This window comes from Nocardioides sp. Z22_16 (assembly GCF_058134365.1).
Map to the genome: position 1 here is coordinate 456,032 of NZ_JBYTTI010000004.1, position 22,912 is coordinate 478,943.

The 22,912-nt window shown below is 73.5% G+C and carries 20 protein-coding genes and 1 pseudogene; 8 read left to right on the forward strand and 13 right to left on the reverse strand.

Translation table 11 applies throughout. The annotated features are described in order from the left end of the window. Both cydD and cydC read left to right on the forward strand, forming a co-directional pair. Positions 1–1,629: pseudogene (gene cydD / locus AC3X7R_RS14305) on the forward strand (thiol reductant ABC exporter subunit CydD); the annotation flags it as partial. A 102-nt stretch (positions 1,630–1,731) separates the two neighbouring features. Next, positions 1,732–3,429, forward strand: coding sequence for a thiol reductant ABC exporter subunit CydC (gene cydC, locus AC3X7R_RS14310; RefSeq protein WP_489966500.1), 1,698 nt, complete (start codon positions 1,732–1,734; stop codon positions 3,427–3,429). On the opposite strand, the gene AC3X7R_RS14315 is transcribed toward cydC, so the two are convergent. From AC3X7R_RS14315 to AC3X7R_RS14340, 6 genes are all read right to left on the reverse strand, one after another. Further along, positions 3,356–5,185 (reverse strand): ATP-binding protein, encoded by a 1,830-nt coding sequence (locus AC3X7R_RS14315; RefSeq protein ID WP_489966332.1) that lies wholly within the window; start codon positions 5,183–5,185, stop codon positions 3,356–3,358. The genes cydC and AC3X7R_RS14315 overlap by 74 nt on opposite strands. A gap of 96 nt (positions 5,186–5,281) precedes the next feature. Next, positions 5,282–6,973 carry a ribonuclease J gene (locus tag AC3X7R_RS14320; protein WP_489966333.1) on the reverse strand — a complete coding sequence of 564 codons (1,692 nt, stop codon included), beginning with the start codon at positions 6,971–6,973 and terminating at the stop codon, positions 5,282–5,284. Between the two features lie 8 nt (positions 6,974–6,981). Then, positions 6,982–7,878, reverse strand: a complete 897-nt coding sequence (dapA, locus tag AC3X7R_RS14325; RefSeq protein ID WP_489966334.1) for a 4-hydroxy-tetrahydrodipicolinate synthase — start codon at positions 7,876–7,878, stop codon at positions 6,982–6,984. A 54-nt stretch (positions 7,879–7,932) separates the two neighbouring features. Further along, complete coding sequence (locus tag AC3X7R_RS14330; protein ID WP_489966335.1) at positions 7,933–8,859, reverse strand: LLM class F420-dependent oxidoreductase; 927 nt, start codon at positions 8,857–8,859, stop codon at positions 7,933–7,935. A 9-nt stretch (positions 8,860–8,868) separates the two neighbouring features. Continuing rightward, positions 8,869–9,375: a dihydrofolate reductase gene (locus AC3X7R_RS14335; RefSeq protein ID WP_489966336.1), complete on the reverse strand. Its 507-nt coding sequence runs from the start codon at positions 9,373–9,375 to the stop codon at positions 8,869–8,871. 10 nt (positions 9,376–9,385) lie between these two features. Then, positions 9,386–10,288 carry a LysR family transcriptional regulator gene (locus AC3X7R_RS14340; protein WP_489966337.1) on the reverse strand — a complete coding sequence of 301 codons (903 nt, stop codon included), beginning with the start codon at positions 10,286–10,288 and terminating at the stop codon, positions 9,386–9,388. Between the two features lie 76 nt (positions 10,289–10,364). Between AC3X7R_RS14340 and AC3X7R_RS14345 the strand changes: the two genes are divergently transcribed. Then, positions 10,365–11,069, forward strand: a complete 705-nt coding sequence (locus tag AC3X7R_RS14345) for an aspartate/glutamate racemase family protein (RefSeq protein WP_489966338.1) — start codon at positions 10,365–10,367, stop codon at positions 11,067–11,069. Positions 11,070–11,072: 3 nt separating this feature from the next. Here AC3X7R_RS14345 and AC3X7R_RS14350 read toward each other — a convergent pair whose 3' ends face one another. Genes AC3X7R_RS14350 through gcvT form a run of 4 tightly spaced genes read right to left on the reverse strand, consistent with a single transcriptional unit; the run spans position 11,073 to position 14,130 of the window. Then, positions 11,073–11,882: a thymidylate synthase gene (locus AC3X7R_RS14350; protein ID WP_489966339.1), complete on the reverse strand. Its 810-nt coding sequence runs from the start codon at positions 11,880–11,882 to the stop codon at positions 11,073–11,075. A 10-nt stretch (positions 11,883–11,892) separates the two neighbouring features. Further along, the gene (locus tag AC3X7R_RS14355; RefSeq protein ID WP_489966340.1) at positions 11,893–12,744 is read right to left on the reverse strand and encodes a PhzF family phenazine biosynthesis protein; all 852 of its coding nucleotides are present in this window, start codon (positions 12,742–12,744) and stop codon (positions 11,893–11,895) included. Positions 12,745–12,746: 2 nt separating this feature from the next. Beyond that, complete coding sequence (locus AC3X7R_RS14360) at positions 12,747–13,001, reverse strand: hypothetical protein (RefSeq protein ID WP_489966341.1); 255 nt, start codon at positions 12,999–13,001, stop codon at positions 12,747–12,749. 1 nt (position 13,002) lies between these two features. Further along, positions 13,003–14,130 (reverse strand): glycine cleavage system aminomethyltransferase GcvT, encoded by a 1,128-nt coding sequence (gcvT, locus tag AC3X7R_RS14365; protein WP_489966342.1) that lies wholly within the window; start codon positions 14,128–14,130, stop codon positions 13,003–13,005. A 63-nt stretch (positions 14,131–14,193) separates the two neighbouring features. Between gcvT and AC3X7R_RS14370 the strand changes: the two genes are divergently transcribed. Next, entirely contained in the window at positions 14,194–15,705 is a 1,512-nt protein-coding gene (locus AC3X7R_RS14370; RefSeq protein WP_489966343.1) for a leucyl aminopeptidase, read from the forward strand. 24 nt (positions 15,706–15,729) lie between these two features. Here the strand turns inward: AC3X7R_RS14370 and AC3X7R_RS14375 are convergent, their stop codons facing one another. After that, positions 15,730–16,107 (reverse strand): hypothetical protein, encoded by a 378-nt coding sequence (locus tag AC3X7R_RS14375; protein ID WP_489966344.1) that lies wholly within the window; start codon positions 16,105–16,107, stop codon positions 15,730–15,732. A gap of 133 nt (positions 16,108–16,240) precedes the next feature. On the opposite strand from AC3X7R_RS14375, the gene lpdA reads away from it, so the two are divergent. After that, on the forward strand, positions 16,241–17,620 hold the full coding sequence (lpdA, locus tag AC3X7R_RS14380; protein WP_489966345.1) for a dihydrolipoyl dehydrogenase: 1,380 nt from the start codon (positions 16,241–16,243) through the stop codon (positions 17,618–17,620). A gap of 30 nt (positions 17,621–17,650) precedes the next feature. Next, positions 17,651–19,507 (forward strand): 2-oxoglutarate dehydrogenase, E2 component, dihydrolipoamide succinyltransferase, encoded by a 1,857-nt coding sequence (gene sucB / locus AC3X7R_RS14385; protein ID WP_489966346.1) that lies wholly within the window; start codon positions 17,651–17,653, stop codon positions 19,505–19,507. A 17-nt stretch (positions 19,508–19,524) separates the two neighbouring features. Here sucB and AC3X7R_RS14390 read toward each other — a convergent pair whose 3' ends face one another. Then, entirely contained in the window at positions 19,525–20,553 is a 1,029-nt protein-coding gene (locus AC3X7R_RS14390) for an SGNH hydrolase domain-containing protein (protein WP_489966347.1), read from the reverse strand. Positions 20,554–20,598: 45 nt separating this feature from the next. Between AC3X7R_RS14390 and AC3X7R_RS14395 the strand changes: the two genes are divergently transcribed. After that, on the forward strand, positions 20,599–21,495 hold the full coding sequence (locus AC3X7R_RS14395; RefSeq protein WP_489966348.1) for a TIGR01777 family oxidoreductase: 897 nt from the start codon (positions 20,599–20,601) through the stop codon (positions 21,493–21,495). Between the two features lie 31 nt (positions 21,496–21,526). Here the strand turns inward: AC3X7R_RS14395 and AC3X7R_RS14400 are convergent, their stop codons facing one another. Continuing rightward, positions 21,527–22,033: a hypothetical protein gene (locus tag AC3X7R_RS14400; protein WP_489966349.1), complete on the reverse strand. Its 507-nt coding sequence runs from the start codon at positions 22,031–22,033 to the stop codon at positions 21,527–21,529. Here AC3X7R_RS14400 and lipB point away from each other — a divergent pair. Further along, the gene (gene lipB / locus AC3X7R_RS14405) at positions 21,969–22,883 is read left to right on the forward strand and encodes a lipoyl(octanoyl) transferase LipB (protein WP_489966350.1); all 915 of its coding nucleotides are present in this window, start codon (positions 21,969–21,971) and stop codon (positions 22,881–22,883) included. The genes AC3X7R_RS14400 and lipB overlap by 65 nt on opposite strands. Positions 22,884–22,912 lie beyond the last annotated feature (29 nt).

Consider the following 22,912-nt stretch of genomic DNA (forward strand, 5'->3'; position numbering starts at 1 on the left):
GTGGCCAAGCCCCTGGACCCGGCGCTCCTGCCGCACCTGCTGCCGGCCCGGCGCCACCTGGCGTCGGGCCTGGCGGCGGGGGTGCTCGGCGGCCTGCTCGCGGTCGCCCAGGCGTTCGCCGTGGGACTGCTGATCGTGCGGCTGGTCGACGACCCCGGCGCGGCCGGGTGGGCCACCGGGCTCCGGGGGCCCGCCGTGGCCCTGGCGCTGGTCCTCCTCGGCCGGGCGCTGTGCTCCTACGTGGTCGACGTGAGCGGCGCCAGGGCCGCAGCGGTCGTCTCCTCCACCCTGCGGCGCCGGCTCCTCGAGGCGGCGGCCCGGATGGAGCCGGTCCGCCTCTCACGTCACCTCACCGGCGAGCTGACCACGCTCGCCACCCGCGGGATGAGCGCCGTCGAGCCCTACCTGACGCGCTACCTGCCCTCCCTCGTGCTGGCCGCCGTGCTGCCCGCCGCCACCGTGGCCGCCATCCTGTGGCTCGACTGGATCTCGGGCCTCATCGTCCTGGCGACCCTCCCGCTCGTCCCCGCCTTCGCCATCCTGATCGGTCTCAGCACCCAGGACCGGGCGGACCGCCAGTGGCGTCAGCTCGCCACCCTGGCAGGGCACTTCCTCGACGTCGTCCGGGGCCTCCCCACGCTGGTGACCCACCGGCGTGCCGGCGCGCAGGCCGCCTCGATCCGGGCCATCACGGACCGCTACCGCCGCGCCACCATGGAGACGCTCAAGATCGCCTTCGCCTCCTCCGCGGCCCTTGAGCTGATCGCCACCCTCTCCGTCGCCCTGGTCGCGGTCTGCGTGGGACTCCGTCTCGCCGCCTCCGGGATCGACTTCCAGACCGCCCTGATCGTCCTGCTGCTCGCGCCGGAGGCGTACTGGCCCTGGCGGCGGGTGGGTGCGGAGTTCCACGCCGCCGCCGAGGGCACCGCCACCTTCGAGGCGGCCACCCGCCTGCTGGCCGACGCCCCCGCCGAGGACGGCTCCGACCAGACCCCGCTCACCGGTCCGGTCCGGCTCGCCGCCTCCGGGGTGGCCCTGACCTACCCCGGACGCACCCGTCCCGCGCTCGCGCCGCACACGGTCTCCTTCCCACCGACCGGGCTGGTGGCCATCGCCGGACCGTCCGGGGCCGGCAAGTCCACCCTGCTCGGGCTGCTCTCCGGCGAGCTGGAGCCGTCCGAGGGCGAGGTCCTGGTCGACGGCGCCCCGCTGCGTCCCGAGCGGCTCGGGGCGTGGCGCGCCACCGTGGCCACCGCGGGTCAGCGGCCGTGGCTCACCGCGGCGAGCATCGCCGACAACCTGCGTGTGGGCCGTCCCGGTGCCGACGACGCCGCGCTCTGGCGCGCGCTGGCGTCCCTCGACCTCGAGGACGTCGTCCGGTCGCTGCCCCAGGGTCTCGACACCGCGCTGGGCGACGACGGGGCCGGGCTCTCCGCCGGCCAGCGCGCCCGGCTCGCCCTGGCCCGGGTCGTGCTGGCGGACCGCCCGGTCGTCCTGCTCGACGAGCCCAGCGCCCACCTGGACGAGCTCACGGAGGCGGTGCTGCTGCGCACCCTGCGGGAGCTGGCCCGGGACGCGCTGGTCGTGGTCGTCGCCCACCGCCCGGCCGTCCTGCAGGTGGCCGACCAGGTCGTCGAGCTCGCTCCCGCCGAGCCGGTCGCGGGTCCGCAGGCCTCCGCGCGCGACGTGCTGCCGGAGACGACCGACGACGCGCGCGGCCCCGCCCGCCCGGTGGCCCCGGTCGCCGGCACGGCCGCGCCGGCGACGACACCCGACACACCCGGGCGCTTCGGGCTGCGCACCGGGACGGCCCTGGGTGCCCTCTCCGTGGGCGCCGGCGTGGCCCTGACCGCGACCGCGGCGTGGCTGATCACCCGTGCCTCCGAGCACCCGCCGGTGCTGATGCTCATGGTCGCCATCGTCGCCGTCCGGACCTTCGGGATCGCCCGGCCGGTGCTGCGCTACGCCGAGCGGCTGGTCTCCCACGACGCCGCGCTGCGCCTCCTCGCAGAGCGCCGCGCGCAGGTCTACGACGCCCTGGTCCCCCTGGTCCCGGGACGGCTCGGCACCCGCCGGGGCGATCTGCTCAGCCGGGTGGTCGACGACGTGGACGCGCTGGTGGACGAGCAGCTGCGGGTCCGTCAGCCCCGCTGGACCGCGCTGCTGGTCGCCACGGCGGCCACGCTGCTCTCCGCCCTGGCACATCCGCTGGCCGGTGCCGTGGTGGCGGGCACCTGCCTCCTCGCCGCCACCGCCCACCCGATGGCGCTGAGGGGGGTCCGGCGCGCCGAGCCGGCCTTCGTCCGTGCTCGCGCCGAGGTCTCCGCGCAGGTGGAGTCCGTGCTGCACAGCCTGCGTCAGCTCGAGCTCTGGCAGGCCACCGGGCGTGCGCTGGACCGTCTGGACTCCGCAGGGGGTGAGCTCGGCTCGGCGACCGTGAGCTCGGTGCGGACCACCGCCGCGGCGCGAGCACTGGCCAGCGTCGGCTGCGGTGGCGGACTCCTGGTGATGGCGTGGGTGCTGACCGGTCCCCTGACCGACGGTGAGCTCTCCGCGGCGATGGTCGCGCTGCTGGTCATGCTCCCGCTGGCCCTCCAGGACGTCTTCCTGCCCCTGGCGGACGCCGGCGCCGTCGCCGTGCGCACCCGCGCGGCGGCCGACCGGCTCGACCGGCTCACCGCCCAGCCCCCGGCCATCGAGATCGACCCCGAGCCGGTCACCGGCGCCCTGTCGCCTCACCCCGCCGGCTCCCTGCGCGCCGTCAGCGCCGGGTGGGGCGAGCACCCGGTGCTCGAGGACCTCTCCCTCGACCTCCCTGCGGGAGCACGCGTCGGTCTGGTCGGTCCCAGCGGGTCCGGGAAGTCCACGGTCGCGGCCCTGCTGATGCGCTTCCTCGACCCGGACGCCGGCGAGGTGGTGTGGGACGGCGTGACGGCCCGTCGGCTCGATCCCGACGAGCTGCGCGCCGCCGTCGGGCTCGTCGACGACGACCCCTACGTCTTCACCACCACCGTGGCCGAGAACGTGCGGCTCGCGCGGCCCGGTGCCGGCGACGGAGCCGTCCGGCGCGCGCTGGAGGAGGCACAGCTGGCCGACTGGGTCGACGCCCTGCCGCACGGCCTGGACACCATGCTGGGCGAGGGGCACGCGCACGTCTCCGGAGGCGAGCGTGCCCGGCTCGCCCTGGCGCGGGCGCTGCTGGCCGATCAGCCGGTGCTGGTCCTGGACGAGCCGACCGCTCACCTCGACTCCGAGACCGCACGTGCCGTGACGGCGTCGCTGCTGGCCGGCAGCGGTCGCTCGGTCCTCTGGATCACCCACGGCCGGATCGGCCTCGAGTCGATGGACCAGGTGATCAGCCTGTCGGGGTCGGTCGCCACGCAGGAGGGCTCGCTGGCTCGGGAGTGTGCAGCGGCAGCCTCACGGTGAAGGTGCTCCCCTCGCCGAGGACGGAGGCGACCTCGATGCTGCCCTCGTGAAGCTCCACGATGCGCCGCGAGATCGCCAGCCCCAGTCCGGTGCCCGGCACCGACAGCGCCTCGGGGTTGGAGGAACGGTGGAACGGCGAGAAGAGGTGCGCCTGGTCCTGCCGGGAGATGCCCAGGCCCTGGTCCGTCACCGTCACCCGGGCCGACGGACCGTCCTGGTCGATGCGGACCGTCACCCGTCCCCCCGACCGGGAGTACTTCACGGCGTTGCCGCAGATGTTCTCCAGCACCCGCCTCAGCTCCTCCGGATCTCCCGCCACCCTCACCGGCCCCTCCGGGCGGCAGAGCTCCCAGGAGACGGCGTTGCGCGCGACCTGGATCGCCAGCGGCTCCGCGACGTCCTCGAGCACCTCGACCAGGTCGACCACGCGCCGGGAGGTCTGCCGCTGCTCCTGGACCCGGGAGTAGCTGAGCAGGTTGTCGATCAGGCCCTGCAGGCGCTGTGCGTTGCGGGTGATGGCGGAGAGGGACTGCGCGGGCGCCCCCCCGTCCTCGAGCAGCTCGGTGTGGCCCATGATCGAGGTCAACGGGGTCTTCAGCTCGTGGGAGATCGTGGCGATCAGCTCGCCCTTGTAGCGGTCGAGCTCCTGGAGCTCGGCGACCAGCAGCTGCTCGGTGCTGCGCAGCCTCGCGTTCAGCACCATCTGCCCCAGGGCGCGTCCCACCTCGGCCAGGGCCTCTCGCTGGACTGGACTGAGCGGGGGGTGCTGGGAGGTCTGCATGACCACCGCGTAGCCCAGCATGTCGGAGCCGACGCGCATCGGGGAGACGAGCGCACGGGACGCGCCGAAGAGGCGCATCTTCTGTTGCAGGGTCGACACGCTGCCCGGCAGCGACTCGCTCCCCTCGTCGTCGACGTGCACGTCGACGACGACCTCGCCGCCGGTCTCCAGGAGCCGGGCCATGTCGTCGCGCAGCTCATGGATCGCGGCGGAGATCGGATTGGGGACCGGGTGGCCGGCAGCGTGCTCCCCCACTCCGCCCGGGCTCTCGGGGAAGCAACGCAGGAACGTCTGGATCACCCCCAGGCCGTGGGTCACCGCGCGGGCCGCCTGCTGGATCACCAGGTCGAGGTCACCGAGGTTGCCGGCCAGAGCCACCTGCTTGAGCATCTCGCCCACCGCCACCCGTTCGGCCATCCGGCCGCGGTCGTTCGCGTTGGAGAGGGCGAGACCGGCCTGGATCACGAACATCTCCAGCAGCTCGCGCTGCTGCCGGTCTGGGATCCGGCCACCCGGAGGCAGGTCCACCGCCATGATGCCGAGCAGCTCGCCGGTGGCCGAGTACAGAGGGGCGTAGAGGGCGTCCTCGGGGTGCCAGGCGTCGGGAGCGTCGACGGGCTCGTAGTCCGGGATCCACATCCCGTCCAACGCCTCCTCGGAGACCCGCCCACGAGGCACGTAACGCAGGATCCCCCACTCGTCCCCGACCACGAACTCGTCGAGGATCAGCCGGACCGGACGGCGTCGACCGATGATGAACGGACGCTGTTCCTCGGGCCCGGCGAAGGTCGTGGTCACCAGTTCGTCGCCCTCCAGGCGGGAGATGGCCGCGATCCCGAAGCCCAGTCCCTCGGTGACTCCCCTGGCGATCTCGTCGAGCACCTGCGCGGTGTCGGTGGAGGAGTGGACCCGGCGCATCAGGTCGTAGAGCCGCGCCATGCTGGACTCCTGCGCCCGGCCCCCGCCCTGCAGCACGTCAGCTCCCCTCCTGGGGAGCACCCCTCGCACGTCCCCTTCAGAAGTCTAGGGGGCGACCGCTTCCCACCCCTGCGGTGAGGGCGCGCCGGGTGCTCAGGCCTCGACGACGACCGGGATGATCATCGGGCGCCGCCGGTGGGCCTTGCTCACCCAGCGGCCGACGACGCGCCGCACCGTCTGCTGGAGCTGGTAGGAGTCGGTGACCCCGTCGGCGACCGCACGGTCGAGGGCGTCGACGATCGCCGGCTTGACGTCATCGAAGGTGGCGTCGTCCTCGGCGAAGCCGCGCGCATGGATCTCAGGCCCTCCGGAGACCTTGCCGGTGACCGAGTCGACGACCACGATGACCGAGATGAACCCCTCCTCCCCGAGGATGCGGCGGTCCTTCAGGGACGTCTCGGTGACGTCGCCGATGGAGGTCCCGTCCACGAAGACGTAGCCGCACTCCACCTTGCCGGCGACGCTGACCTCCCCGTCGACCAGGTCCACGACGACCCCGTCCTCCGCCACGACCACGTGGTCGGCCGGGACCCCCGTGGCGCGCGCCAGGGCCGCGTTGGCCTGCATGTGCCGGATCTCCCCGTGCACCGGCATCACGTTGCGCGGCTTCACGATGTTGTAGCAGTAGAGCAGCTCGCCGGCGCTCGCGTGCCCTGAGACGTGCACGAGGGCGTTGCCCTTGTGCACCACGTGCGCCCCCCAGCGGGCGAGTCCGTTGATCACCCTGAAGACCGCGTTCTCGTTGCCCGGGATGAGCGAGCTGGCGAGGACCACGGTGTCGCCCTCCTCGATGTGCACGAAGCTGTGGTTGCGCTGCGCGATCCGGCTCAGCGCCGAGAGGGGCTCACCCTGGGAGCCGGTCGAGATCAGCACCTGACGCTCCGGCGGCAGCTCGGCCAGCTCCTTGGCGTCCACCAGGACCCCGGCCGGGACGGTGAGGTAGCCCAGGTCCTTGGCGATCTGCATGTTGCGCACCATCGAGCGTCCCACGTAGGCGACCTTGCGGTCGTGCGCCACCGCCGCGTCGAGGGCCTGCTGCACGCGGTGCACGTGCGAGGCGAAGCAGGCGACGATGATGCGGCTGCGGCTCTTGTGGAAGACCCGGTCCAGGACCGGGCCGATCTCCCTCTCGTGGGTGGTGAAGCCCGGGACCTCGGCGTTGGTGGAGTCGGTGAGGAAGAGGTCGACCCCCTCCTCCCCCAGCCGGGCGAAGGCCCGCAGGTCGGTGATCCGGCCGTCGAGCGGCAGCTGGTCCATCTTGAAGTCGCCGGTGTGCAGGACCATGCCGGCGCCGGTGCGGATGGCCACGGCGAGCGCGTCGGGGATCGAGTGGTTCACCGCGACGAACTCGAGGTCGAAGGGGCCGAAGGAGATGCGGTCGCCCTCGCGGACCTTGTGGTGCACGGTCTCCTTGAGCCGGTGCTCGCGCAGCTTGGAGCCCAGCAGCGCCAGGGTCAGCTCGGAGCCGACCAGCGGGATGTCGCCGCGCTCCCTCAGCAGGTAGGGGGTGGCGCCGATGTGGTCCTCGTGGCCGTGGGTGAGGACGAGGGCCTCCACCCGGTCGAGCCGATCCCGGATCGGCTCGAAGTCGGGCAGGATCAGGTCCACTCCGGGGTGGTGCTCCTCCGGGAAGAGCACGCCGCAGTCGACGATCAGCAGGCGGTCGGCGTACTCGAAGACCGTCATGTTGCGCCCGACCTCGCCCAGACCTCCCAGCGGGATGACCCGGAGCCCGCCCTCGGCGAGGGGAGCCGGAGCCGTGAGCTCAGGATGGGGGTGGGACATGGAACTCCTCAGATCAGGCCGGCCGCGACGAGCCCGTCGCGCAGGGCGGCGTACTCGGCGTCGTCGAGCGGCACCAACGGTCCGCGGACGTGACGGTTGTCCAGCACCCCCTGGAGCTGCAGGGCGGCCTTGGCCGTGGTGGCCCCGTAGTTGGGCACGCCCATGACCGCCTCGAAGGCCGGGATGAGCCGGTCGAAGATCTCCAGGGCGCGGGCGTGGTCGCCGGCCAGGAAGGTCTCGATCATCTGAGCCAGCTCGCGCCCCGCTGCGTGACCGACCACCGAGACGAGCCCGCAGCCGCCGTGGGCGAGGAACCCCAGGGTCGCCACGTCGTCCCCGGAGTAGACCGCGTAGCCCATCTGGACGAGCCGGCTGGCGCGCACGAGGTCGCCCATCGCGTCCTTGATCGCCACCACGTTGGGCCACGTGATGGCCTCGGCCAGGACCTCGGTCGCGATCCCGATCCCGACCCGGCCCGGCACGTCGTAGAGCATCACGGGCAGGTCGCTGGTCTCGGCCACGGTGCGGAAGTGGTGGAGCACCCCGGCGGGCGACGGCTTGTTGTAGTACGGGGTGACGACCAGGACGCCGTCGACGCCGATCTTGGCGGCGTTGCGGGCCAGCTCCACCGAGTGCGCCGTGGCGTTGGTGCCGACCCCGGCGATCACGGTGGCGCGGTCGCCGACCGCGTCCTTGACCGCGCGCAGGATGTCGGCGTCCTCCTCGACCGTGGTGGTCGGGGACTCACCCGTGGTGCCCGAGACGACCACCCCGTCGCTGCCGTTCTCGACCAGGTGGGCGGCGATCCGCGCGGTGGCGTCGAGGTCGACCGCGCCGTCGGCCTTGAACGCCGTCGCCATCGCGGTGAGCATGCGGCCGAAGGGTGCGGCAGGTGCGGTCGTCATGACGGAAAGGCTACTGCCCCCGCCGCCGTGGACTGCGACAGGATCACGGGTCGCTCAGAGCTGCGGGGTCACCTGCTCGGCCACCAGCCCGAGGTGGTCCAGGTCGGCGAGGTCGAGCACCTGCAGGTAGAGACGCTGGGCGCCCAGGTCGGCGAACTGCCGGATCTTGGCCACCACCTCGTCGGGGGTGCCGGCGAGCCCGTTCTCGCGCAGCTCGGCGGGCTCCCGCCCGATCGCCGCCGCACGACGCTCCACCTCTGCCTCGTCCGCACCGACGCAGAGCACCAGCGCGTTGGACCACGTCATCGTGGCCGGGTCGCGGTCGATCTCCTCGCAGGCCGCGCGGACTCGGGCGAACTGGTCGCGGGTCTCGTCGAGGCCCACGAAGGGAAGGTTGAACTCGTCGGCGTACCGGGCGGCCAGGGCGGGCGTGCGGCGCTTCCCGCGCCCGCCGACCAGGATCGGGGGTCCCGGGCGCTGCGTCGGCTTGGGCAGCGCGGGGCTGTCGCGGAGCGTGTAGTGCGCGCCCTCGTGGGTGAACCGCTCCCCCTCCGGAGTCCGCCAGAGGCCGGTGACGACCGCCAGCTGCTCCTCGTAGCGGTCGAACCGCTCCCGGGTGTCGGGGAAGGGGATGCCGTAGGCGGAGTGCTCCTCCTCGAACCAGCCTGCGCCGAGACCGAGCTCGACGCGGCCGCCGCTCATCTGGTCGACCCCGGCCACCTGGATGGCGAGCACGCCCGGGTGCCGGAAGGTCGCGGAGGTCATCAGGGTGCCCAGGCGGATGGTGCTGGTGTCACGGGCCAGACCCGCGAGGGTCGTCCAGGCGTCCGTGGGGCCCGGAAGCCCCTCGGTCCCCATGCCGAGGTAGTGGTCGGAGCGGAAGAACGCTCCGAAGCCCAGGCGCTCGGCCTCGAGCGCCACGGCGAGCAGGTCGTCGTAGGTGGCCCCCTGCTGGGGCTCGGTGAAGATGCGCAGCTCCATGCCCCCACCCTAGGACGAGGCCGGTCTCCGCTCCCACCACACCCAGTCGAGGTCGTCCCTGGTGACCCGCCGGGTCTCCCGCCACTCGCTCAGGTCGACCTCCGGGAAGAAGGCGTCGCCCTCCGGCTCCAGACGCACCTCGGTGAGCACCAGGTGGGTGGCCCGGTCCAGGGCCTGCTGGTAGAGGTCGCCACCCCCCGCGATGACGGTGTCGCCGTCATGGCGGGACGCGACGGCCAGCGCCTCCTCGAGGCTGTGGGCCACCTCGACCTGGCCGGCATGCTCTCCCGCGGTCCACGACGGGTCCCGGGTGACGACCACCGTCCGCCTCCCGGGCAGCGGCCGGCCGATCGACTCCCAGGTGAGTCGGCCCATCACCAGGGTGTGGCCGAGGGTCTCGGCCTTGAAGTGCGCGAAGTCGTCGGGGATGTGCCACGGGATGCCCCCGCGATGACCGATCACCCGGTTGCGGGCGTAGGCCGCCACGATCACCACGCGCCTGCTCTGGCTCTGCACGCGCCAGACCCTACGTGGGGGACGGGACGCCCGCCCCCGCCCCCGCCGGGGCGGCACGAAGAGCGCCCAGCAGCGCGGCCACCGCCGGCACCCGCTCGATGCCGCGGCGGTGCAGGACGTCGATCCGCCGCGACCCGAGCTCGGGCAGCGCCTCGACCCGGACGCCCACGTGCCGGAAGGCCGCCAGGGCGGTCTCGGGAAGCACCGCGACCGCCAGTCCACGCGCGACCAGCGCCTGCACCACCACGTAGTCGTCGGTGACGTGCCGGATGCGGGGCTCGAACCCGGCGCGGGCGGCGCAGGCGACCAGGTGCTCTCGGCACCGCGCGCAACCCGCCACCCAGGGCAGCTCGGCGAGGTCGGAGAGCCGCCGGGGCGACCCCTCGTGGCCGGCCGGCAGCACCAGGCGGACCTGGTCCTCGGCCAGCTGCTCCGCCACCAGCGCCTCCTCGGCGCGGTCCTCCTCGTAGCCGAAGACCAGGGCCAGGTCGACGGCCCCGCTCCGCACCAGCGCGGTCGCCTCGGGGGGCTCGGCCTCGACCAGGCTCACCTCGATCGCCGGGGCGCTGGCCGCGAGCGCCGCGAGCGCGTGCGGCACCAGGACCGCCGAGCCGGAGGGGAAGGCGGCCAGCCGGGCCGAGCCGGCCCTCAGCTGGGCCACGTCGTCGAGCTCCGCGCCGGCGGCCTCGAGATGGGCGGCGACGGCGTCGGCGTGGGCGAGGAGACCGCGACCCGCCTCGGTCAGCTGGACCCCGCTCGCACCGCGGACCAGCAGCGGCACGCGCACCTCGCGCTCGAGCGCCTGGAGGTGCTGGCTCACCGCGGGCTGGGTCCACCCGAGCTCACGGGCACCCGCGCTGATCGAGCCGGCCCGCGCGACGGTCCGGAAGATGAGCACGCGACGGGAGTCCATGACCCAAGCATGACTTATGGCCTCCCGAAGAAGAACCGGACTTCCTTGGATCTCCAGCACGACGCACGATGGCAGCATGACGACACTGGGGATCCTCGGCGGCATGAGCTGGCACTCGACGGCGGACTACTACGCCCGGATCAACGAGGCGGTGGCCCGGCGACGAGGAGGCCACCACTCCGCCGAGCTCCTGCTCGCCTCCCTGGACTTCGAGGAGGTCCGCGGGCTCCAGGTGGCCGGTGACTGGGAGGGCGCGGGCCGGCTGCTCGCCGGGAAGGCACAGCGGTTGGAGCACGCCGGCGCCGAGGCCGTCCTCATCGCCACGAACCTCATGCACAAGGTGGCCCCGGCGGTGGAGGCCGCGATCGGCGTGCCCCTGCTCCACATCGGGGACGCGGTCGGACGCGCGGCGCGGGCTGAGGGCTTCGGCACCCTGGGCCTGGTGGGCACCCGGTGGGTGATGGAGGAGACGTTCTACGCCGACCGGCTCGGGACGCACGGGCTCGCCTGCCTGGTGCCTCCGGCCGACGTGCGGCAGGCCGTGGACGACGTGGTCTTCTCCGAGCTCACCCTCGGCGTGGTCCGCGAGGAGTCGCGGGCGCTCTACGCCGGGGTCTTCGCCGACCTCGCGGCGCGCGGGGCCGACGCGATCGTGCTCGCCTGCACGGAGATCCAGCTGCTCGTCGGCCCCGAAGACAGCCCGGTGCCGCTGCTCGACTCCATGGCCGCGCACGCGGCGTACGCCGCCGAGGTGGCCCTCGGCGCGCCGGTCGGCGCCTGAGGGTCAGACGGCGATCGGCGCCTTGATCCCGGGGTGCGGGTCGTACCCGTCCACCCGCACGTGCTCGAGGTCGAAGGCGTCGAGGTCTGTCACCGTCGGGTCCAGCCACAGCGTGGGCAGCGCCCGCGGCTCGCGGGTCAGCTGCAGCCGCGCCTGGTCGAGGTGATTGAGGTAGAGGTGGGCGTCCCCCAGCGTGTGCACGAACTCCCCCACCCTCAGGCCGGTCACCTGGGCGACCATGTGGGTGAGCAGGGCGTAGGAGGCGATGTTGAACGGGACGCCGAGGAAGACGTCCCCGCTGCGCTGGTAGAGCTGGCAGGAGAGCCGGCCGGGACCGTCCTCCTCCGGCGCGACGTAGAACTGGAACATGGTGTGGCACGGCGCGAGCGCCATGTCGGGGATGTCGGCGACGTTCCAGGCGCTGACGATGTGGCGGCGGCTGTCGGGGTCGCGCCGGATCTGCTCGACCACCTGCGCCACCTGGTCCACGTGACGCCCGTCGGGCGTCGGCCAGGAGCGCCACTGGGAGCCGTAGACGGGCCCCAGGTCACCGTCCTCGTCGGCCCACTCGTCCCAGATGGTGATCCCGCGGTCCTGGAGCCACTTCACGTTGGTGTCGCCGCGCAGGAACCACAGCAGCTCGCCGAAGACGCTGCGGGTGTGCACCTTCTTGGTGGTCACCAGCGGGAAGCCCTCGGCGAGGTCGAAGCGCATCTGGTGCCCGAAGACGCTCAGCGTGCCGGTGCCGGTGCGGTCGCTCTTCGCCACCCCCTCGTCGAGGGTCCGCTGGAGGAGGTCGAGGTAGGCCCGCATGCGCGTCAGACTAGCGCGACGGGCCCGGCCCCAGAGCCACCCGACCCGCGATGACCGTCGTCGTCATGCCGCCCACCCAGATCGCCGCACCCTCCGCCGTCAGGTGGACCCGGCCGGTGCGGCCGAGCGCCGTGCCCTGGGCCGCGACATACCGGGCAGGGAGCCGGCCGGCACCGACGAGCCACTGCGCCAGCCCGGCGTTGAGGCTGCCGGTGACCGGGTCCTCGAAGCGGTCGAAGAAGGCGCGGACCTCGACCTCGGCACCCAGCCGGAGTGCCGCCTCGGGCGCGTGCGGGCCGACGACGCCGATCTTCCGCCCGGCCAGTGCCGACCAGTCCGGCTCGAGGGCCAGCACCGTCTCGGCCGAGTCCAGGAGCACGGCGACCCACCCGGGCCCGTTGTCCACCCAGGCCAGGTCGACGACCCGCTCGGGAGCCACCCGCAGGGCCGCCACGACATCGCGGGCATCAGCCTGGGAGACGGGGCCGGACCGCACCAGCGGGGGTGCCTCGAACGCCAGCCGCTCCCCGCGGCGCACCCTGACCAGGCCCGCCGCGCACTCCTGCACTACACGGTCCTCGTGCGTCGGCGTCCCGCCGGCCGCCAGCCAGGCATGCGCGCTGCCCAGGGTGGGGTGGCCGGCGAAGGGGAGCTCGGTGCTCGGGGTGAAGATCCGCACCCGGTAGTCGGCCGCCGGCGTGGTCGGCGCGAGGAGGAACGTCGTCTCCGACAGATTGGTCCACCGCGCGAAGGCGGCCAGCTCGGAGTCGTCCAGCCCGTCGGCGTCGTGGACCACCGCGACCGGGTTGCCGCCGTGCGGCTCGGCGGAGAAGACGTCGACCTGGCTGAACGCGCGCCGCATGCTCAGGCGTGCAGGGACATGGGGCCGTAGACGGCCCGGTCGCTCTCGAAGAGGGTCACCTCGTCGACCCCCTGCTCGGCGAGCTCGGCCCAGAACTCCCCGACCCAGGACTCGGCGTCGGCCTGGCTGGCGAACCGCTGGGCGGCGTACTCCTCGCTCACGTCCACCTCGGCTCCCGAGGACGCCAGCAGCGCCCAGTGCCAGGGACGCCCGGCGTCCGACGGAGGGCGGAAGTGGGGCGGTTGGTCGGGCAGCATCTCAGTCCTCCCGGACAGAAGGTTGGACGAACGGCGGTCGGACGAGCTGGAAGATCTCACGGCGACCGCGCACGTCGACGCCGACCTCGGCCTCGGCGTCCACCATGGTCGGCACCAGAGCCAGGCCGATGCCCTTGCGCAGCGTCGGGCTGAACGTCCCGGAGGTGACCTCGCAGAGCGGCACGTCGCGGAGGAGGCTGACCGACATGCCGGGTCGGGGGATCCCCCGGCCCGTCGCGAGGAGCCCGCGCAGCAGGCGCTTGGGGCCCTCAGCCTTCTGGGCGAGGAGGGCGTCACGGCCCCAGAACCGCTCCTTGTCCCAGCCCACGGCCCAGCCCAGGCGCCCCTCGAGAGGCGTCACGTCCGGGCCGATGTCCTGGCCGTGCAGCGGATAGCCCATCTCGGTGCGCAGCGTGTCGCGCGACCCGAGACCGCAGGCGACCACGCCGAGGCCGGCGCCCGCGGCCATCAGCGCGTCCCAGACCGGGACGGCCAGGTCGTTGCGGACGATGAGCTCGTAGCCCCGCTCGCCGGTGTAGCCGGTGCGGCAGACCACCACCGCCTGGTCCCCGGCGCCGCCCTGCGCGGGCCACGGAGCCTCCACGAACGACATGTAGTCGTGGCCGGCCGGCAGCCCGACCGCGGCCAGCAGCTCGTCCGAGGAGGGGCCCTGCACCGCGAGCACGGCGTAGTCGCGGTGGTGGTCGGCGACCCGCACCCCGTCGGGGGCCTGCGCCCCGAGCCGGCGGGCCACCTCCGCGGCGTTGGCCGCGTTGGGCACCAGCAGCACGTGCTCGTCGTCCTGGAGGTAGGCGATCAGGTCGTCGACGATCCCTCCGGTGGCCTCGTCGCAGCACAGCGTGTACTGCGCCTGCCCGGGGCTCACCTTGCCGAGGTCGTTGCTGAGCGCGGTGTTGACGTAGTGCGCCGCGCCGGGTCCGCTGACCAGCAGCTTGCCCAGGTGGGAGACGTCGAAGACCCCCACCGCCTCACGCACCGCGGTGTGCTCCTTGACCACCCCGGTCGCGTACTCCAAGGGCATCTCCCACCCACCGAAGGCCGCGAACTTGGCGCCCAGCGCCTCGTGGCGTCGGCGCAGGGGCGACTGGCTGAGGTCCGGCGTGGCCATGGGGCGAACCTACCCCAGTCCCGGCCCACCAGGGCGGTGGGCGCCCGCGGCTATCCTGCCGGGGTGACGACGACCTACACGCTGCGCAAGGCCAGCCCCGCCAAGACCAGGGCAGACGCCGTGGTCGTCGGCGTCCTGCAGGCACCCGAGGGACCCACGCTCGCCGAGGGCGGCGAGGAGGTCGCCGCGGCCTTCGGCCGAAAGCTCCGCCCGCTGCTCTCGTCGTTGGGCGTGACCGGGAAGGCCGGGGAGGCGGTCCGGATCCCGACGGGCGGGACCCTCAACGCTCCCGTGCTCGTGCTGGTCGGCCTCGGTCCCGAGGCAGACCCGGTCTCGGTGCGTCGGGCCGCCGGGGTGGCCGCGCGCAACGTGCGGAACGCCGCCTCCGTGGCGCTGGCCCTGCCGGCCGACGAACCCGCCCTGGTGACCGCGGTGACCGGAGGCTTCCGCCTCGGCGGCTACGCCTTCACGCGCTACCGCCAGGAGAGCGGCAACGACGTGCCGGCCGACGTCGTCGTCCTCTCGCCCCTCGCCCGCGACGAGGAGGCCCGGGTCGCCTTCGCGGAGGCCCAGGTCGTCGCCGACGCCGTCGCCACCACCCGGGACTGGGTCAACGAGCCTCCCGGTCGCTTCACTCCCCCGCTCTTCGCCGACGCGGTGACGGCGGCGCACCAGGAGGCCACGAAGGGGCGCGGCGCTCCCAAGATCTCCTTGGAGGTGTTCGACGAGACCGCCCTGGCCGACCTCGGGTGCGGCGGCATCCTGGGGGTCGGCGCGGGCTCGGAGGCGCCGCCCCGCCTGGTCAAGCTCAGCTACCGGCCGAAGGGCGCGGTCGCCCACCTCGCCCTGGTCGGCAAGGGGATCACCTTCGACTCGGGCGGTCTGACCATCAAGCCCTCCAGCAGCATGGGGACGATGAAGTCCGACATGGCCGGCGCCGCCGCGGTCCTGCAGGCGACGCTGGCGATCGCCCGGCTGGAACTGCCCGTGCGGGTCACCGCCTGGGCACCCATGGCGGAGAACATGGTCTCGGGCTCCGCCACCCGGCCGGGGGACGTCCTCACGATCCGCGGCGGACGCACGGTCGAGGTGCTCAACACCGACGCGGAGGGTCGCCTCGTCCTCGCCGACGCGCTCGTCCTGGCCGGGGAGGAGGAGCCGGACCTGGTGGTGGACGTCGCGACCCTGACCGGGCACATGGTGCTGGCCCTGGGTGACAAGGTCTGCGGAGTCCTGGGCACCGACGAGACCGTCGCGCAGGTCCTCGCCGCCGGGGAGCAGTCCGGCGAGGCGATGTGGCCGATGCCGATCCCCGAGGAGATGTCCGAGCGGATCCGCAGCAGCAAGGTGGCCGACCTCGCCCAGCACGACTGGGTCCGTTGGGGCGGCGGGCTCTATGCCGCGGCGTTCCTGCGCGAGTTCACCGACGGCCGCCCGTGGGCCCACCTCGACATCGCCGGCCCCGCGTTCAACTCCGGCGGCCCCTTCGGTGAGTGGACCTCGGGCGGCACCGGCTTCGGAGTCGCCACCCTGGTCGAGCTCGCCCGCGCACTGACGGTGACGGACGCGGACTGACCGGCGTCGGAGCCGGCCGCCGGATCACGACCAGGGCTGGCGGCCCTCCGCCTTGAGCCGGCGGTTGTAGTCGCGCATCCGCTGCGGCACGCCCACCACCGCCGCGTCGTAGGACGGCACCCGGTGGTGGTTGCAGAACGAGTGAGCCCACTGCACCGAGGGGACCCGGCGACGGGTCCACTCCCCGTCGTGGGCCACCAGGAGGAGGGTCACGTCGCTGACGGCCGTGCGTGGCTCCACGAACCCCTCCACCCCGCGCCTGGCCGCCACCCAGGCGTTGAGGTGGTCGGTGTCGGCCGCGCTCGAGGCGCGCACCGTGGTCGAGCCGGTGCGGGCGGCGTCCTTGGCGGGGCGGCGCATGCGTCCCGAGCGGCCCCGGCGGAAGCGGTCGAACAGTCCCATGCCTGACAGTGTGACGGGTCGGCCCCCGTCGAGGCGGGTGCTGGACACCATTGCCAGAGGTGCAAAGATGGGCGGAGTCGCGCGCGTGGCCCCGTCACGCGTACCAATGACTTGTGTGGAGGGAACCGACAGCGTGGCCGCGGCCGAATACGACGTACTCATCCTCGGGGCCGGATCCGGCGGCTACGCCTGCGCGCTCCGCGCGGCGCAGCTCGGCCTGACCGTCGGTCTCGTCGAGCGGGGGAAGGTCGGCGGCACCTGCCTGCACGTGGGTTGCATCCCCACCAAGGCGCTGCTGCACGCGGCTGAGATCGCCGACTCCGCGCGGGACGGCGCCCAGTTCGGCGTCCGGTCCTCGTTGGACGGCATCGACATGGCCGGGGTCAACGCCTACAAGGACGGAGTCGTCGCACGACTCTTCAAGGGGCTGACCGGCCTCGTCAAGGGACGCGGCGTCACCGTGATCGAGGGAGAGGGCCGGCTCACCGGGCCGCGGGAGATCACGGTCGACGGCCGGGTGCACACCGGGCGACACGTCGTGCTGGCCACCGGGTCCCGGCCACGGTCACTGCCCGGGGTCGTTCCTGACGGTGTCCGCGTCCTGACCTCGGAGCACGCCCTGGGGCTCGAGCACGTCCCGGCCTCGGTGATCGTCCTGGGCGGCGGCGTGATCGGGTGCGAGTTCGCCAGCGTCTGGCGCAGCTTCGGCGCCGAGGTCACGGTCCTCGAAGCGCTCCCCCGGCTCGTCGCCAGCGAGGACGCCGCCTCCTCCCAGGCTCTCGAACGCGCCTTCCGCAAGCGCGGCATCACGCTGCGCACCGGCACCCGCGTCGAGAAGGTCGCCCCTGCCGACTCCGGGGTCGCGGTGGAGGTGGAGGGCGGTGACGTGCTGACGGCCGACCTCCTCCTGGTCGCGGCCGGCCGGGGTCCGGTCACCGAGGGCCTGGGATTCGAGGAGCAGGGCATCGCCATGGAGCGCGGCTTCGTGCTCGCCGACGAACGGTGCCGCACCAACGTCGACGGGGTCTTCGCCGTCGGCGACATCGTGCCCGGTCTCCAGCTCGCCCATCGCGGCTTCGCGCAGGGGATCCTGGTCGCCGAGGAGATCGCCGGCCTCTCCCCCGCCCCCCTCGACGAGGCGGGCATCCCGCGGGTGACCTACAGCCACCCGGAGGTCGCCTCCTGCGGCCTCGACGAGGAGACGGCCCGCGAGCGGTACGGCGACGACCGCATCACCTGCGTGACCTACGACCTCGGCGGCAACGGGAAGTCCCAGATCCTGCGGACCCAGGGCTTCGTCAAGCTCGTCGCCGTGACCGACGGACCCGTGGTCGGCATCCACATGGTCGGCGACCGGGTCGGCGAGCTCATCGGCGAGGCCCAGCTGGTCTACAACTGGGAGGGACACGCCGAGGACGTCGCCCCCCTGCTCCACGCGCACCCGACCCAGAACGAAGCACTCGGCGAGGCCCACCTGGTCCTGGCCGGCAAGCCCCTCCACGCACACGCCTGACCACCCATCCCACGAGACGACAGGAATCCCATGGCCTCCGAAGTCACCCTCCCCGCACTCGGCGAATCCGTCACCGAAGGCACCGTCACACGCTGGCTCAAGCAGGTCGGTGACGAGGTGGCCGTCGACGAACCCCTGCTCGAGGTCTCCACCGACAAGGTGGACACCGAGATCCCGTCGCCGGTCTCCGGCACCCTCCTGGAGATCCGAGCCAACGAGGACGACACCGTCGAGGTCGGCGCGGTCCTCGCCGTGGTCGGCGACCAGGGCGAGTCCTCCGGGGACGCCTCCGGAGGCGACCAGGCCCAGGCCGAGCCCCAGGAGCAGGAGCAGGAGACCACGCAGGAGCAGCCCGCCGCCGAGGAGCCCTCCCCCGAGGAGGAGCCGGAGGAGCAGGCCGCCCCCGCGCAGGAGCAGCCCGCCGCCCAGGCGTCGGAGTCCGGTGGCTCGGACGGCGGGTCCTCGACGCCCGTGACGCTGCCGGCGCTGGGCGAGTCGGTCACCGAAGGCACCGTCACCCGGTGGCTGAAGCAGGTCGGCGACGACGTGGCCGTCGACGAGCCGCTCCTGGAGGTCTCCACCGACAAGGTCGACACGGAGATCCCGAGCCCGGTCGCGGGCACCTTGCTCGAGCAGAAGGTGGCCGAGGACGAGACCGTCGAGGTCGGCGCCGAGCTCGCCCTCATCGGCTCGGGCTCCCCGTCGTCCTCGGGCCAGCAGGAGCCGCCGGCCCAGGAGGAGTCGTCCGACCAGCAGGCGGCCCCCGCCGAGGAGGCGCCCCAGCAGTCGCAGCCCGAGCCGGAGGCGCCCCAGCAGTCGCAGCCCGAGCCGGAGGCGCCCCAGCAGTCGCAGCCCGAGCCGGAGGCGCCCCAGCAGCAGGCGCCCCAGCAGTCGCAGCCCCAGGAGGCACCCCAGCAGCAGGAGGCGTCCGCCGAGAAGGCCCCGGCTCCCAGCCGCGGGGACGACCAGAGCACCTACGTGACACCGCTGGTGCGCAAGATGGCCGCCGAGCACGGCGTCGACCTCTCCAGCATCACCGGCACCGGAGTGGGCGGGCGGATCCGCAAGCAGGACGTGCTGGACGCGGCCGCCGCGAAGTCCGCGCCTGCCGAGCAGCCGGCGGCGGCCTCCGCCGCTCCGGCGTCCACCGCTCCCGCGGCACCCGAGGCCTCCCCGCTGCGTGGCCGGACCGAGCCGATGTCCAGGCTCCGCAAGGTCATCGCCTCCCGGATGGTCGAGTCGCTCCAGACCAGCGCGCAGCTCACCACCGTCGTCGAGGTCGACGTCACGGCGATCTCCCGGCAGCGCGACGCGGTGAAGGCGGAGTTCCTCGCCCGGGAGGGCGTGAAGCTCTCCTTCATGCCCTTCTTCGCGAAGGCGGCCATCGACGCCCTCAAGGCGCACCCGATGGTCAACGCCACGATCGACACCGAGAAGGGCGAGGTGACCTACTTCGACCGGGAGAACCTGGCCATCGCGGTGGACACCGACCGGGGCCTGCTGACCCCCGTGATCAAGGACGCCGGGGACCTCTCGATCGCCGGCCTGGCCCGCAAGATCGCCGACGTGGCCGACCGGACCCGCAACAACAAGATCACCCCGGACGAGCTCTCCGGGGGCACCTTCACGCTGACCAACACCGGCAGCCGGGGCGCCCTCTTCGACACCCCGATCATCAACCAGCCCCAGGTGGCGATCCTGGGCACCGGCGCCGTGGTCAAGCGGCCGGTGGTGATCGACGACGCCAACCTGGGCGAGACGATCGCAGTGCGCCAGATGGTCTTCCTCGCGCTGACCTACGACCACCGTCTGGTCGACGGCGCGGACGCCGCGCGCTTCCTCAACGACGTCAAGACCCGCCTCGAGGCGGCCGGCTTCGACGTCTGAGGACGTGGGGAGGGCCGTCAGTCGACGAGGCCGGCGGCCCTCCCCAGCACGGTCGACAGGTAGTTCGCGTAGCGCCGGCCCACGGTGAACCCGTCCCGGTAGACCACGAGATCGTTGATCACCGGCGGGCACGTCCGCCTGGTGCAGAACCACGGGACCGGGTCGACGAAGCCCGCGTCGTGCTCGCCCGCCGTACGCCGCGACGCGTCGTTGTGGCCCTGGTGGACCGCGGTGCGGCGGGGGGCCGAACAGGCCTGGACGTCCTTCCGATGACCGGTCAGGCACGTCTGCGCGTCGAGTCCCGGATACGGGGTGTCGCCGAGCACGACGGCGCGGGTCTCCCCGCTCAGCGCCTCCAGGGCCGCGCCGAGCCCGTCCTGCCACAGGGCCTCCCTCCCGGGCTCCGGACGCCATCGGTTGCCCGCGACGGGCGAGCCGAGAGCCACCGGTCGGCCGTCCACCACCAGCGCACTCCCCTGCACCGCCCCCGCCATCAGCACCACCTCCGGCTCCGACTCGGCGACGGCGCGCAGGGTGCCGGCGTTGAAGGCGACGCACTCGGTGAAGGGCCTGCTCTCGGCCGGCAGCCACGGGGTGGCGTCGATCAGGGGCGGGCAGCCGTACTTCACCCGCACGAGGACCCGCCAGCCGGTCGAGGCGCCGAGCATGTCGAGAGCGGGGATCCACTGCGCGGCGTGCACGTCGCCCCAGAGGACGACCTCACGCGTGGCCTCGACGTCGCCCAGCACGCAGGGTGCGTCCGGCTCGGCGGCGAGGTAGCCCAGGACGCACGACTCCTCGGTCGGGGTCAGCGCGTTGTCCCGGGGCATGACGGCGAGTGGGGGCTGGTGTCCCTCCGGCAGCGCGGAGAGAGAGGCCGCGGACCTCACCGCCGCCCGGACGACCTCCACATCGGCTGCCGGCGGCTCCGGCGCAGCGACCTGCGGAGCCTCGGCCGGAGGCTCGGCAGGCTCGTCCTCCGTGCAGCCGGCGCCGGCGGCGAGAAGCGCGAGGGCCAGGAGGGCGGCCGGGATCCGCGGGGACATGCTCGGACACTAGAGGACAACCAGGGACCTGCCACGCTGTGTTCCATGCGCATCCTTCTCGCCGGCGCCTCGGGCTTCCTCGGTACGCACCTGGCGGAGAACCTACGCACCCGCGGCCACCGCGTGACCCGTCTGGTGCGCCACGACGCGGGCCGGGACGAGATCCGGTGGGATCCCTACGGCGACGGCCTGCCGGCCGGCGCGCTCGACGGGGTCGACGTCGTGGTCAACCTGGCCGGGTCTCCGACGCTGGGCAACCCGCACTCGCGCCGGTGGGCACGAGAGCTACGGGACAGCAGGGTCACGACCACCCTGGTCCTCGCCGAGGAGATCGCCCGCTGCGAAAGCCCTCCGGCCTTCCTGGCCGGCAACGGCATCTCGTTCTACGGCGATCATGGCGACGACCCGGTCGACGAACGGAGCGACTCGCGGGGCACCGCCCTGCTCACCGGGGTGACGCGGGACTGGGAGGCGGCCACCCGCCCGGCGGCCGAAGCGGGCGCCCGGGTCTGCGTGTTGCGGACGGCGCCGGTGATGGACCAGGAGGCCCCTCCCCTGCGCCAGCTCAGCAGGCTCTTCCGGCTCGGCCTGGGCGCCCGCCTGGGCGACGGCTCTCAGCACTTCCCGATGATCTCGCTGCGTGACTGGGTGGGCGCGGTCGCCTTCCTCGCCGGTTCGCACGACCTCTCGGGGCCATTCAACCTCTGCTGCCCGCGCACGCCCACCAACCGGGAGTGGACCCGCGCGCTGGCGAAGGCGCTCGGGCGTCCTGCCGTCTGGGTCGTCCCCGCACCCGTGCTGCGTCTGGCCACCGGCCCGATGTCTCCCGAGCTGCTCGGTTCCGTCAACGCAAGGCCTCTGGCCCTGGAGCGGGCCGGGTACGACTTCCACGACGTCGACGTCGACGACGTCGTATCGGCCGCCCTCGCCACGTCGTCCTGAGCCACCCTGAGTCACCCTGAGTCACCCTGGGTCACGCTCGGCGGTCCACCGCCTCGGCGACCAGCCAGACCCCGGCCTCACGGCGCAGCTCCACCCGGCGGCGGCTCGGCCGGTCGGCGGGAAGCGGACGACGGCTGCCTGCCCCCACCACCTCGGCGGCGCTGACCCGGTCGAGGACGTCGAGGACCATCCGGTCGTGGTCGGCGTGCACCACCCGGACCGAGAGCAGCTGCGTCTCGAGCCCGAGGACCCGCAGGCCCCGCGCGCGGTAGCGGCCCAGCATCGCGGCGTCACGCGCCCCGGTGCGCGAACCTGCGACGTACAGGGCGCGGAGAGCCTCGGCGTCTCCGGCAGCCCAGGCGTGACCCCTCCGCTCGTCCCATGCCCGCAGGACCTCCACGTGCGCCGGCCCGCCGGTGGCCTGCGAGGCACCCGAGGGCTCCGCGTCCTGGCCGTGGGCGAACCACGACACCGTGAGGGCCAGGACGCTCAGCGCGGCCACGACGGCGCTGACCAGGGCGGCACGGTGGAGGGACACGGCGACAACTCTGCCGTCAACGGCTCGACCTCGCCGGGCGTCATCCACAGGGGCGCCGGCAGTTCCGGCCCGCCACCGAGCCAGGCGCCGGCTCGCTCCGCAGGCGGCTAGAGTCGCCTCCATGAGCCTCGACTTCCGGGTGTCCGGCTTCGGTGACGACGCCGTGGACTACCAGGCCGCCTGGCAGCTCCAGCGGGACGTCCACGCGCAGGTCGTCGCCGGCTCCCTCCCTGACCAGGTGCTGCTGCTGGAGCATCCGCCCGTCTTCACCGCCGGCAAGCGCACGGAGCCCCACGAGCGCCCGGCCGACCCCGGCGGCGCCGCCGTCATCGACGTCGACCGCGGCGGCAAGATCACCTTCCACGGTCCGGGCCAGCTCGTCGGCTACCCGATCGTCCGCCTGCCCGACCACGTCAAGGTCGTCGACTACGTGCGCCGGGTGGAGGAGGCCCTGATCGCGACGTGCACCGACCTGGGCGTGCCGACCGCCCGCGTGCCCGGCCGCAGCGGGGTGTGGCTGCGGGCCGATGACCACGGCCCCGAGCGCAAGATCGCCGCGATCGGCATCCGAGTCAGCCGGGGCGTCACGATGCACGGCTTCTCGCTCAACTGCGACGTCGACCTCGGCTGGTACGGCCGGTTCGTCCCGTGCGGCATCGCGGACGCCGGGGTCACGTCCCTGAGCCGAGAGCTCGGGCGCGACGTCACCATCGAGGAGGTGCTCCCGGTGGTCCGCCACCACCTGGCCACCTTCCTGGCCTGGCAGCCCTACACCCCCACCCCCGACTACGAGCCCAGGCCCGAGCCGGGTCGCACGCCACGCATCGAGCTGGTCGCGCCCGGCGGCTGAGCCTGCGAGGATGCCCCCGCCCGTGCGAC

Bases quoted from the DNA above. Each gene is read 5' to 3' on its own strand.
- AC3X7R_RS14320 (WP_489966333.1), bottom strand. From the start codon at position 6,973: ATGTCCCACCCCCATCCTGAGCTCACGGCTCCGGCTCCCCTCGCCGAG.
- dapA (WP_489966334.1), bottom strand. From the start codon at position 7,878: ATGACGACCGCACCTGCCGCACCCTTCGGCCGCATGCTCACCGCGATG.
- AC3X7R_RS14330 (WP_489966335.1), bottom strand. From the start codon at position 8,859: ATGGAGCTGCGCATCTTCACCGAGCCCCAGCAGGGGGCCACCTACGAC.
- AC3X7R_RS14340 (WP_489966337.1), bottom strand. From the start codon at position 10,288: ATGGACTCCCGTCGCGTGCTCATCTTCCGGACCGTCGCGCGGGCCGGC.
- AC3X7R_RS14345 (WP_489966338.1), top strand. From the start codon at position 10,365: ATGACGACACTGGGGATCCTCGGCGGCATGAGCTGGCACTCGACGGCG.
- AC3X7R_RS14350 (WP_489966339.1), bottom strand. From the start codon at position 11,882: ATGCGGGCCTACCTCGACCTCCTCCAGCGGACCCTCGACGAGGGGGTG.
- AC3X7R_RS14355 (WP_489966340.1), bottom strand. From the start codon at position 12,744: ATGCGGCGCGCGTTCAGCCAGGTCGACGTCTTCTCCGCCGAGCCGCAC.
- AC3X7R_RS14360 (WP_489966341.1), bottom strand. From the start codon at position 13,001: ATGCTGCCCGACCAACCGCCCCACTTCCGCCCTCCGTCGGACGCCGGG.
- gcvT (WP_489966342.1), bottom strand. From the start codon at position 14,130: ATGGCCACGCCGGACCTCAGCCAGTCGCCCCTGCGCCGACGCCACGAG.
- AC3X7R_RS14375 (WP_489966344.1), bottom strand. From the start codon at position 16,107: ATGGGACTGTTCGACCGCTTCCGCCGGGGCCGCTCGGGACGCATGCGC.
- sucB (WP_489966346.1), top strand. From the start codon at position 17,651: ATGGCCTCCGAAGTCACCCTCCCCGCACTCGGCGAATCCGTCACCGAA.
- AC3X7R_RS14390 (WP_489966347.1), bottom strand. From the start codon at position 20,553: ATGTCCCCGCGGATCCCGGCCGCCCTCCTGGCCCTCGCGCTTCTCGCC.
- AC3X7R_RS14395 (WP_489966348.1), top strand. From the start codon at position 20,599: ATGCGCATCCTTCTCGCCGGCGCCTCGGGCTTCCTCGGTACGCACCTG.